The sequence below is a fragment of the Chryseobacterium sp. POE27 genome (assembly GCF_039727685.1).
GTDB lineage: Bacteria > Bacteroidota > Bacteroidia > Flavobacteriales > Weeksellaceae > Chryseobacterium.
Genome location: NZ_CP152475.1, coordinates 364,588 through 376,346 on the forward strand (window position 1 = coordinate 364,588; position 11,759 = coordinate 376,346).

The 11,759-nt window shown below is 34.3% G+C and carries 9 protein-coding genes and 1 tRNA gene; 5 read left to right on the top strand and 5 right to left on the bottom strand.

Features of this window, described 5'->3' with window-relative positions:
• Nucleotides 1-7 precede the first annotated feature (7 nt).
• Together AAHI02_RS01605 and AAHI02_RS01610 are read left to right on the top strand one after the other, a co-directional pair.
• Nucleotides 8-1,714: a hypothetical protein gene (locus tag AAHI02_RS01605; RefSeq protein WP_346985141.1), complete on the top strand. Its 1,707-nt coding sequence runs from the start codon at nucleotides 8-10 to the stop codon at nucleotides 1,712-1,714.
• A gap of 243 nt (nucleotides 1,715-1,957) precedes the next feature.
• A tRNA-Ser gene (locus AAHI02_RS01610) sits at nucleotides 1,958-2,046 on the top strand.
• Between the two features lie 2 nt (nucleotides 2,047-2,048).
• Here AAHI02_RS01610 and AAHI02_RS01615 read toward each other — a convergent pair.
• Both AAHI02_RS01615 and AAHI02_RS01620 read right to left on the bottom strand, forming a co-directional pair.
• A complete protein-coding gene (locus tag AAHI02_RS01615; protein ID WP_346985142.1) occupies nucleotides 2,049-2,486 on the bottom strand; it encodes a hypothetical protein in 438 nt (145 codons plus the stop codon).
• 56 nt (nucleotides 2,487-2,542) lie between these two features.
• A complete protein-coding gene (locus AAHI02_RS01620; protein ID WP_346985143.1) occupies nucleotides 2,543-3,148 on the bottom strand; it encodes a hypothetical protein in 606 nt (201 codons plus the stop codon).
• A 618-nt stretch (nucleotides 3,149-3,766) separates the two neighbouring features.
• On the opposite strand from AAHI02_RS01620, the gene AAHI02_RS01625 reads away from it, so the two are divergent.
• The 3 genes from AAHI02_RS01625 to AAHI02_RS01635 all read left to right on the top strand — a co-directional run bounded on the left by AAHI02_RS01625 (nucleotide 3,767) and on the right by AAHI02_RS01635 (nucleotide 6,366).
• Nucleotides 3,767-4,537: a helix-turn-helix domain-containing protein gene (locus AAHI02_RS01625; protein WP_346985144.1), complete on the top strand. Its 771-nt coding sequence runs from the start codon at nucleotides 3,767-3,769 to the stop codon at nucleotides 4,535-4,537.
• A 267-nt stretch (nucleotides 4,538-4,804) separates the two neighbouring features.
• Nucleotides 4,805-5,542 (top strand): hypothetical protein, encoded by a 738-nt coding sequence (locus AAHI02_RS01630; protein WP_346985145.1) that lies wholly within the window; start codon nucleotides 4,805-4,807, stop codon nucleotides 5,540-5,542.
• A gap of 53 nt (nucleotides 5,543-5,595) precedes the next feature.
• Nucleotides 5,596-6,366: a hypothetical protein gene (locus AAHI02_RS01635; protein WP_346985146.1), complete on the top strand. Its 771-nt coding sequence runs from the start codon at nucleotides 5,596-5,598 to the stop codon at nucleotides 6,364-6,366.
• 665 nt (nucleotides 6,367-7,031) lie between these two features.
• Here AAHI02_RS01635 and AAHI02_RS01640 read toward each other — a convergent pair.
• From AAHI02_RS01640 to AAHI02_RS01650, 3 genes are all read right to left on the bottom strand, one after another.
• Entirely contained in the window at nucleotides 7,032-8,369 is a 1,338-nt protein-coding gene (locus AAHI02_RS01640) for a PepSY-associated TM helix domain-containing protein (protein ID WP_346985147.1), read from the bottom strand.
• A complete protein-coding gene (locus AAHI02_RS01645; protein ID WP_346985148.1) occupies nucleotides 8,266-8,520 on the bottom strand; it encodes a PepSY-associated TM helix domain-containing protein in 255 nt (84 codons plus the stop codon). Before AAHI02_RS01645 ends, AAHI02_RS01640 begins: the two co-directional genes overlap by 104 nt.
• 117 nt (nucleotides 8,521-8,637) lie before the next feature.
• Complete coding sequence (locus AAHI02_RS01650) at nucleotides 8,638-10,977, bottom strand: TonB-dependent receptor (protein ID WP_346985149.1); 2,340 nt, start codon at nucleotides 10,975-10,977, stop codon at nucleotides 8,638-8,640.
• Between the last annotated feature and the right edge of the window lie 782 nt (nucleotides 10,978-11,759).

The following is an 11,759-nucleotide window of genomic DNA, read 5'->3' on the forward strand; positions in this document are numbered from 1 at the left end:
ATTAAAAATGATCAAAAAGCCTTTACACAATTTCCATATTCCTGTAATGGGATTGGCGTACACTATAGACAGCCCTGTCCGTGTAGCGCAATACGGTATTTCATCCGTAGTTTCTATAATTGATGATGAGATTATAGAGAAAATGAAAAATTTTTACAATGCTAAATTCAACCTTAATTACGCAAGTATTTCTAACAGGGTTGAAGATTACCGTGCCAAAAGGATTACCGCTTATCTTGATATGATGGATGATATCGTCAACGAAAAGTTTGAAGCCTTTAAAGAAGAAATCTCAAAAAATAAAACGGCACTGATGAATTTTTTGGAAATGCTTCCCAACACATCGGAACTGACGACCGGTTTACAGAATCTCCTGAATCAAAAGGACGGAATTACTTCATCAATAAAAAACTTTATTGAAAAACATCTTTCTCCGGGAAGTATTGACGTCAATATCATGACAAAAGTGGATAAGGATAATTTTAAAAATCATCATCAGCTGCCTGTAATATACAATGATGCTCATGCCTCACTACGCGGATTTGCGAAAAGCAGGCTTTCCTCGTCAATGGTTCTTTCTGCGGGAATGAATCCACGTTTATACAGTTATATTGAAGAATTTGATGATTTCTATCCTGATGAAAACGGAAATATTAAAAAGAAGATTATTCTGAAAGTAAGTGATTTTCGTTCGGCGATGGTTCAGGGAAATTTTTTAGCTAAAAAAGGACTTTGGGTTTCAGAATACAGAATAGAATCCGGATTGAACTGCGGTGGCCATGCCTTTGCGACAGAAGGCCTTTTGCTTGGGCCAATTCTTGAAGAATTTAAACAGAAAAAACATGAGCTTGTAGAATCTGCACATAGCATGATGAATAAAATTCTCGAACAAAAAGGTAAATTTATGGTTGAAACCCCTTTGGAGATGAAAATCACAGTGCAGGGTGGAGTAGGCACTGCCGAAGAACATGAGTTTCTTTTAAACACTTATCATGTTGACAGTATCGGGTGGGGGTCACCTTTTCTACTGGTGCCTGAAGCGACATCCATGGATCAGGAAACAAGACAGCTCCTTACAAAGGCAAAGGAAAAAGACTTTTATATAAGTAATCTTTCACCGCTTGGTGTGCCTTTTAATACCGTAAAAGGATCTTCCAATGAGATTATCAGACATGAAAAACAGCGAAAAAGCCGTTATGGAAGCTCTTGTCCAAAAAAATTACTGGCCTTAAGCAAAGAATATTCACCGGAAGGAATTTGTACAGCCTCAAAAAAATACCAGGATATAAAGCTCCACGAACTGGAATCTGAAAGGCTGCAAATAACACCTGAAATGTATAATAGAAAAAAAGAGAGTATAACTGAAAAAGCCTGTCTATGTGTAGGTTTGGTGAATGCCGCCTATATGGAAAACGCAATTGAAATAAAAGGCGAAAAGCAAGGTGTTGTGATTTGTCCGGGACCAAATCTGGCTTATTTTGACAAGGAAATATCGTTATCTGAAATGGTAAGGCATATTTATGGAAAAACAAATGTTATTTCCCATAAAACAAGACCCAATATGTTTATTAATGAATTGAAAATGTATGTTGATCATATTAAGAATGACATTATAAATTTTACAGGAAACATTACTGCCGGTCAGATAAAAAAATGGAAAAACTTCAGAGAAAATCTGCTTGACGGGATTCATTATTATGAAAGTCTTTTTTGAAACTTCCCTTTATTTCAGAACAGACTTAAATATAAAATGCCATCTGCAACACTATAAATTAATAATTTCTCAAATTGTAATTCCTGAAAATTAGGAGTAATACATACCTTCAGTTAATTTGAGGGTTTGTATTTTTCATTTTTTTAAAATATCAAAAAGCAAACTATTTAAAATGTTTTTGCCAATATTAAAATTTTTTTTATATTTGCACCACTGAAAAACGACGATAAAATCGGAGTTTCTGGAGAGTTGGCAGAGTGGTCGATTGCGGCAGTCTTGAAAACTGTTGACTGTAACAGGTCCGGGGGGTTCGAATCCCTCACTCTCCGCCAGGTTAGAAACCAAAATAAGCTAAAACGCTGTAAACATAAATGTTTACAGCGTTTTTTTGATTGTACAAAAATTTGTCCTCCAAATTTTTAGCAGGATCAATATTTTGAAAAACATAGGGGCATCGTTCTGTGTGATTCATCAGTTTGGTACTGTCTGCTTTTCCAAAGTTTTTCTTAAAATCTTTTAAAGAAAAAAATCTTTTAACCTTACCATTAAAAAGCAGCAGATCCGCATCTAGAATTTCAATCCTGTTTCGTTGGTTTTCATCAAGCAGTATACTTTCTTTTACAATACTTTTCGAAGTTGTTCCAGATTTCTTCTTGTTATGAAACGGTTTGTTTTCGTGCTTTTCTTTTCTGTAATTTCGGTCTTTATTTCCTTCGTTTTTACAAGCAGCAAGGATTAAAAATAAAAAACAGAGAAACTGTGTTTTTTTCATTAGATGATTTTTATAGTTGCCTGAGGTAGTAATAAAACAAGGTTTGCGTATCTTTTTTATTTAGTCATACCAAATTTTTTAATTTCAACTAACAAGCTGTCCAGAAACCTTTGCTGCTGTACATCTTCCTTGAAAAAACGCTGATAGGTCACGCTGCAATCTGAGATATCGGCGATATTTTTTGTATTAAAGCTCCAGTCATCCGGGTTTTTGACCAAAACGCCCAACTCCCCTTCACAGCTTTGCCACATGTCTGAAAATTTTGTTTTTTGATCATCATTCAGTTTGCTAAAATCTGCATAGACCGAATATCCTTTCATCTCAGGATTGAAAAATTTTCTGATCATATATACAGGTATCCCACCCCAAAGGATCGTTTTTCCTTTTGGCAATTCTATATTCATTAGCTTTCCTTCATTCATTATTCTTTCCTGTCTCCCTTCTTTTAAAAACTGTTCCTCATATGTTAGTTTTGTTCCTTTAGGAAATGCTATATTCTTAACTGTCGTAGGCTCTGTCGTAATAAAATACGGGTAATCAGGTGCTCTGTATCCATTTGGATTCCCCATGCTTCTCAAGCCATCAAGTATGATGATAAATCCTATTGCCAACAAAGCCATAAGTGCCAAAATTCCTATGATTATGTAATTTCTTTTTCTCATTAAACTTTTAAATCGCTTTATTGATTTTATTCTTTAGACAATTACAACTATATTTTCAATAATTGCAGCTATGCTAATTTACCTCATTTTCTATACTAAAATGCCACTTATGAAAATTATTCCCAAAATACCCTATCGTGTACCGTTTTTTATCCCAGAACATCATACACCTCAGCTGTATTTTAATGTGAATTAGATAATATTTATTTGGTTTTAAATACTTTACGTAAAATAAAAAGCAGAAAGGTAATCAGGAATTTATAATAATACTTACTCTTTAAAGAAGTTAATATGACCATTCTCCATAGAAGACTGCTGAACGTTATTTTGGCAAAAGGAAATCCCGGCATCCAGCTTATAGTCTTGTAGCACGGTCACTACTTCAAGTTCACGTTAATTTAAGAGTTTATGTGGGTTTCATCAACGTAATGTATCTGACCACCAGAAGACCAAAAAAATAATAAATTTAAAAATGGGAAGCGGATAAATATAAACTGATTACATTAGCCGTAAAATTGGCAGAGCACTTGCTTTATATTGTATGCTTGCTAAAACGGAATGATATACTACACTCCGTTCTAGATAGTTTCAATAATTTTTAAAAGGTAAACGTGACGGATGAAAGTTGACTTTTATAAACCTAAAAACAATGTTCTGAAAGAACATATTGCAGGATATTATTTTGTTTCAGAGGATAGCAGTTCCAAACCTATAAGTTATCTGACTTTTCCTAATAACTATTGTATCCTCTCCATATACCAAAATGCAGAAGAAGCATTTTCAAAAAACCGCTATATCATTAGACCTTCCAAAGAAAATAAGATTGTTTCCAGCCTATTCTCCAAATATTCAAAACCTATTGAAATTATTTACGAGAAACTGGTCAATGAGATAACTATTTATTTTAATCCAATCAAAATAAATCATTTTATTCGCAGTCCAAAAATATTCGAAGAAGCACAGATTTCAGATTTTACGCCCTATCCTGATCTTGAAGAAAAAATGGAATTGATTTTCAGCAATACTTGCAGAGACAGACAGAGCAAACTTTTGGAGGATTATTTAATATCAAAATTTATACAGAAAGATCTTACCGTCATTGAGCGGATATTATCAGATATTGATTCAGGTCTGAGACTTGAATACATTGCCGAAAAATTTAATTTCACAAGACAGCATATCAACAAGATATTCTCAAAAAACGTCGGAAAAACACCATCCGAGTACAGAAAAGTTCAACGGTTCAGGAATGCTCTGCTTAAGCAAAAAATCAGTGCAAACCTTACCGATTTGTCTAACGACAACTTATATTTCGACCAGTCTCATTTCATCAAGAATTTTAGAGAATTAACAAATGAGAAACCAAGTGATTTCTTCAAAAAAAGTTGATGTAGATAAAGAAAATATCTGGCTTTATCTTTAGACTTTCCATTTTTACAATTATACTGTTTTTAAGTAATCTATATTTACATCGTAGTCGGAGGTAAAACTTTATAATGGGATTTATACTGCGGATTTTTAGTAAATGAAATTATTTAGTAACTGCAGACAATCACTTTTAAATTAAAAATATTCCAACTCTGAAATTCCGAAAATTAATTTACACTATGAAAAAGAATTTTTTCTATTAGTTATTTTTCCAATACTGCTCGTTTCGTGCACGGAATTAATGAAATCGAAAAATTATTTGCTAAATACCTTAAAGCAACAGCTCTTAAAAATGTAAGCACTTATATAATAAAATGTAGAATTTTATACAAAAGAAAAATGACGCAAAACAAAAAACTGCTACTTTTTATAACCTTGCTGATGTTTATCAGTATAAACTCACAGGTAAGCAAGACAAATAAAAGTACTTTACCTGATTGGAGAAAGGAAACTTTTGAGTATGCAAAGCAGACCATTCCTTCAAAAACAAATAATAGCAATAGCGGTGAGGAAATTCCACTAACCTTAAAAAAAGCATACATCACTAAAATAGATAATAATCCGGTTGTATTGGCTATCTGTGCTCTTGATACTAAGGAGAAAGATACATCATCATTTACCTATTTTTTTATCTCTCCCGAAACAAATCAAAAGATTTCAGAATTTTGGTCTGTATCAACGGTAAAAGGTTGCGATTTGACTATTCCTGCATTCGTTATTAAAGATATCACTGGCGATAAAAAGGATGATTTTATCTTTTTGGAATTGTATAATGATAAATGCAGTGGCAACTATTGGATTTTGTCTAATTTTCATCAGATTAAACCTAAAACTACAAAAAATGAGTTGGATTTTTATCTGAAACTTAGAAATGATATGAGAATCAATAGAAAAATTAAATTGACTGAAGCAGGTCTGCTACAGAAAAAGCTAGAAGAAGTAGTGAACGAATTATTTAAGAATTAATGACATCAGCAAATATAGTCTTGAGAAGAAATAACTGTCAAATTTATATCATTATGAGAAATAAAGTTAAACTCTTACTTCTTTTAATATCGTTGATCATTACCTCCTGCAATTCTCAGGAAAAGAAAATGGTTGATTTAGCAGAAATATCGAACGATTTTGATGTCTCAACATTTTACAAAAACAAAGTGAAAAAGACCAATGAAATTATTGTGACAGAACCTAAAAGCGTCAGTAAAGAAAAGGCTCTTGAGCTTTTAGATAATCCTTTTTTTGTAAAAGATACTTTGGCGTACTTTAAAACGGATGGAAGATTTCCTACAGATCTGTACCTGGAGTCAGCCAGTGACTGGATGGTAAAAAATAAAAAACCGACTGAAATATTCGGCTACAGTTACAATACTGTCGCATACAATGCTGAAAAGGACACGATAGCCATCTTAAATACAGTACCATTCCCCAAAATGGATATGGTGGAAGACAAAAAAGGTAACTTAATGTATCTTACTGTTGGTAAAACCTCAAAAAATGCCGCTGATTTTAATAAAATTAAAGAATACATTAGCAAAAATTCCAAAAAGATAACCGTTGATATGGACGACCCAAACGTTTCTTATTGGGAAGGGAAGTTATTTTATTATTTTTTGTCTAAAAGAGAAAATAAAGAAGAGGAAGTGTCTTATGATTCACAGGGAAATAGAAAGGCCAAATCTATCGATGTGATAGAAATCAAATTATCAATGTTCGAAAAATCTTATGTTAAAAAGATGGAGAATCTTCAGATTTATTCTGCGGGCAATAAATTTTGGAAAAAACCGCTGTAATGAAAATTGACGACAAGCAAACATAAGGTAAAAATATTTTAAAAATGAAAATATATCAAGGCTTAAATTTTATAATTTGTGCCAAGTTATAACGAAGTAGGTAAACCCAATCGGAAATTCTCTTCGTAAGAAAAGTAAAAAGATTATATAGTAATTCAATTTTTCTGTAGAACAATTACAAAATAGTAGAGACAATGTTGTACTATTTGCAATATTTGGTCGCGACTACTTTTCAATTACGTTTTCTTTCTGTAATTTCACTGCATTGAAAATGTATTAGCCTCGTTTGGTTGAAACTGGATCCTTCTTTCATTTACGCCCGCACTTCTAAAAATAGTTAATTCAGCAAAAAATTGACGATGGGTAATTTCGTACGCTTTAATTCACTTTTTCCCTATTCTACTTCTTTAAATAACTATATTTGAATTTGAAACCTTCAAAAACAAATAGTTATGAGAATAATAATGTTGATTTGACTGCTCATCGGAAGTCTCCTTCAGGCACTTCGTCCATACTTTTTCCATTATCTGCAAGCTAATACAAACACTATACACATCTGAAATGACAAGATCGATCAGCTTTTTGGGTTGTAGGCTCACCGAAAAACAGTACAATTTTAAAGTGTAAAAATTATTAAATCACCTTTACAAGAAGCCGCCAAACTGTTAGAAAATTTTAACATCAAAAACATTCAAGATCACGATTAAAGGTATAAATACGAGTGCAAAAGCAAGTGAATAAGCAAAATATCTCACTAATGTCTTTCCTTGTTTTCTGAAAAGTAAGCCTATCAAACGAACTATAAAGCAAATCACAGAAATAATGAAATTAACGGCAACAATCATACTTATATAATAGGCCATAAAAAATGCAGGGGCAGTAACAATCCCTGAACTGATCCCGTATAAAGCTCCACAAGAAAGTGATGCAGTTAATATCACCAATGCATAACGGATTCCGTTTTTGAAATAAAAAATAAAGTTTAAATTCTCCGGCGATTTTTCTTTTGATGCTTTTCCAGCAGTTTTTCCGAAGTTCCTGTTTTTCCGTTGTTTCCTATACCTAGGCCACCAGATGATAATCCCGGTTATAAACAATGTTGGGGGAATTAAACTACCCAGTAGTGCCAGAATACGGGTAGGCCATCCGCCGAATGTCCCATAATGAAGAGGTGTGACCCAGCTTAAATACGATTTTCCTGTATTGGGAAAATCAGTTTCACTGTTGACCAGGATCTTACCTGAGTATTGGTCCACAATAAATAGCATACGTTCTCCTGTTTTCGGAACACCTTTTTTATACACATCAAAACGATAAGACCCGTTCTGTTCTTTTGGAATGGAAATGCCTTTAATTTTAATATCAGGGAATAGCTTATATATCTTTTTGCTCAGCTGTTTAGGAGATAATGGTTTTTGATGTGGGATAACTGTTGATTTAGATCCAAAAATGGAAGCTGTAGATTGTGGAGACCTGCCGTTGAATAAAAACAACAATGCAATAAATACTGTGTTGAAAGTAATCACCAGACCTGTTAAGGCCAGACTGATAACAACAGGTGCACTAAAAACACCTAGTACATTATGCCAATCATAATTTTGTCTTTTGAAGCTTGTCTTAAAATCAACCGAAAGACTTTTTCTCAGATGCTTGATCTTTTTTGGCAGCCATAACCTGATGCCACTGATAGTAAGTATGATCAAGCAGAGTGCAGCCAAACCCACAATATACCTTCCCGCCTGGGGAATAAGCAAGGTTCTATGGATCGTTGTTACTACTCTTATAAATGCACTGCTTGCGATTCTTTTCCCCGACAACTCTGCTGTATAGGGATTGATAAAATATTCCTGTTTATCATCGGAACCATAGAACCGATAAGTTGACAAAGGATTATTTTCATCAGTATCCATAATATATTCGAATTTGATACCCGGATATTTGGATTGTATTATGGGGATGATCTCTTCTATCGGAATTCTTTTTTTGTGTTTTTGCAACTTCAAAAAGTTCCGGGTTGAGTGCCTGATCGATTTCATCCTGAAAAACAAGAATACTGCCGGTAAGTCCTACGATGGTTAGTATTAATCCGGCAAAAATACCTACATACAAATGCCATTTTCCAAACCATCGTTTCTGATGATAGGCCCATTGCATCTTTTTTAATTTCCTGGATCGGAGCGCTCGTATTTTTTTCAAAAACATAAAAATTAATAGTATAAAACCGGTAAAATCTACTGACAGAGTTCACCGGTCATTAGTGATATAATATAACTAGAATTTCAAGGCAATACTTGCGATGATCTGGCGAGGCATCTGAGGCGTAACAGACCAGTTTCCTGTCCAGATCTCTTCATTCAATAAATTGTTGGCACGTAATCCTAAGCTGTACTTAAGCGTATCATAAGATATTTTTGCGCTGACCAGAGAGTAGGCCGGGGCGATGAAAGCGCCATCCGGATTCTGGTTCATCACAAATGTTTCCCCTACATAATTGATCCCGGCACCAACACTCATGTTCTTAAGGAATGTTTTTGTAAAATGATAATGCCCCCAGACATTGAACTGATTGTACGGTCCGGAACCAGCTGGTCTAAGTCCCTCGATAGACGGATCTGCCTTCGTCATCTTACTGTCGTTGTAGGCATATCCTACCATTATGTTAAGTTGTGGAATTGGGTTACCCAAAATTTCCGCTTCAAAGCCTTTGCTCCTCTGGGTTCCGTCCTGAATACTGAAGGATAGGTTGTCAGGATTAGTTCTTACTTTATCATTAACTGTAATATCATAATAGCTCATGCTTCCGGTGAATGTTTCATTGAAGAATGAGAATTTAACACCTGCTTCCCACTGAAAGGCTTGCTCAGGTTTGAAAGAATTGTTCTTTTCATCAGTTCCCGCAACGTTTTTAAATCCGGACTGGTAGTTGGCAAATAATGAGATTTTGTCCAGAACAGGTTGATAAACGATACCGAATTTTGGAGAAAATGCGTTCTGATTGTAGCCTCCATCCCAGGTATTGCTGACTCCGTTATAGCTTCCTTTGGCATTGAAACGGTCATATCTCACCCCGGCATTCAAAAGCAGGCTTTGAGTAATATTAAGTACGTCATTCACATAAGCACTGTAGATATTTGTATTGCTGCCGTAGGTGGTTTTCGTTGCCTGATTATTTTGCAACAATTTATCTACGGCATAACGTTCAAAATCGTAGTAATTCGGATTGTCTCCGTTAATTTTTACGACATCAAAAATAGATTCGTAGGGAACCGTAAATAACTTCCCGGTATAATTACGCCAGTTGGAAACACCGTTGTAATGATAATAATCGATTCCGATGACCATACGGTTTCGAAGAGAACCTATATTGAAATCCCCAATGAAATTTTGTTGGATATCGTGCGCATCGACAGAACTCTCATATTTCCTGGAGGTTCTGGCCATATAATCTGCGCCAGGCGTTCCATAATTAATAGGACCTGGAGAAAACGTAGTAAGAACTGCTCGAACAACATTGGGTAAAATGATATGCCTGCTTTCATATCCGTCGTCAGACCCCGAACTGAAAATACCTGCAGTCACAGATTTCCATTGTGGGTTTATCCTGTATTCTGCCTCAAAATTAATATTAAATCCTTTTGAGCCGGAGGTCATGTTTTTATTTGTGAAGGAACGCTTACGATCTAGACCTATTTCATTCACATTATTGGTTCCGAAAGCCTCTTTAATTGTAGTTGGCAATTTAGTTAATATCTGATCGATAGCAGATTGGTCAGTGCCTTGATGCTGTAGAATCTGCTGAAGATATTGCTTCACATTAGAAGGGATAATAGAAAACATAAAGGCGTTTACTTTTCCCGCTGTCTGTGTGCTGAATATTTCCGTATTGACCGTAAATTTTAGATCATCATTGGGTTGGTAGGAGAATGATGGCGCAACCAGAATATTTCTCACATAGCCTCCGTTATCCATAAAGGTTCCTTGATTGGTATAAGATGCATTGAGTCTCGATAAAAGTGTTTTTTCCTGATTTATCGGTAAGTTGACATCCAGCCCGACTCTCTGAAAATTATAAGAACCGACACTGGCTTCTGTAGCGACATTCATTTCCTTGTAAGGCTGTTTTGTGACTCTATTGATCAAGCCTCCGTAGGTCGTAACGACCCCTCCGAACAAGGTGGCAGAAGGCCCTTTGATCACTTCTATTCTGGAAACGTTCTGAATATCTGTGGTCAAAGCGATATCACTTGCCAATCCGTTGGTCGCACGTATTTGAGTTGAAAAGCCTCTCATGACAAAACTGGCCCCGCCATACATAATATTGCCGGCCCAGCCATCATTGGATTTATTCAGTCCCGGTGCATAGCGTACGACATCTTCCAGATCGTAAATTTTTTGTTGTGTAATGAGCCTGCTGGTAATTCCGGTATAGACCTGTGGATTTTCAAGATTTTTTAATGGGATTTTTCCGACATACTCACTCTTATCAGCAATAACGGATTTTGTTCCAATGATTTCAACCTGATCAATATCTTTCGATTTTAACGAATCATTCACTTGTTGCGCACCTAGAAATGCTGATAAAAGCAAACAAGGAATTACTGCTTTCTTCATAGTTTATAAATTTTCGGCAAATTTATATAATTTTTATTTATTCTAATTAATAATAATGAAGATTTATTTAAACAGATTAGCAATATCAATTTGTTAAGGTTATAGCTATCTACGTAATTATAATAATAGAATCTTCTAAAGCATTTTAAAAGCGGGAAATGTTTTTAAGAAAAAGAGGACTAAAATACTTGGATGTACACATGCAAAGTTATGACTGAAAGTTGAAGAAGTTTGTCGAAAAATGCAAGTTAGAAAGAGAACATTTTCTATTGTATTCATAAGATAGTTTAATAAATGAGATTGACGTAATCCGTTACATTGCAGTTAACTGCAATGTAACGAAAGCTAAAACATTTAAAGTGTATATACAATTAGAAAAATATTTTAAATCAAGAACTGAAATTGACGATAAGACACTTTCTTATATCTCCTCATATTTCAAATTTAAAAAGACCAAACGAAACGAGTTTCTGTTGAAAGAAGACGAAATCTGTAAACATTTCTATTTTGTAAACAAAGATTGCATACGACTTTTTAGCGTTAATAAAGAAGGAGAAGAGGCCACAAGAGGGTTTTGACCAATCAAACATTAAGCAGATTAAAATCAAAGCTCTAAAAATTTGAACATAGGACATGCAGATGCAAAAGAATCATTGATTATCCATTGGTTTAATGATAGTTTTGTTAAGATACCTGTTTTGAAATAATAATATAAACTTCCGATAAATTGAATTTTTATCTTAATTTGATTATCAAAATAAATGATAAGATTAATGAATATT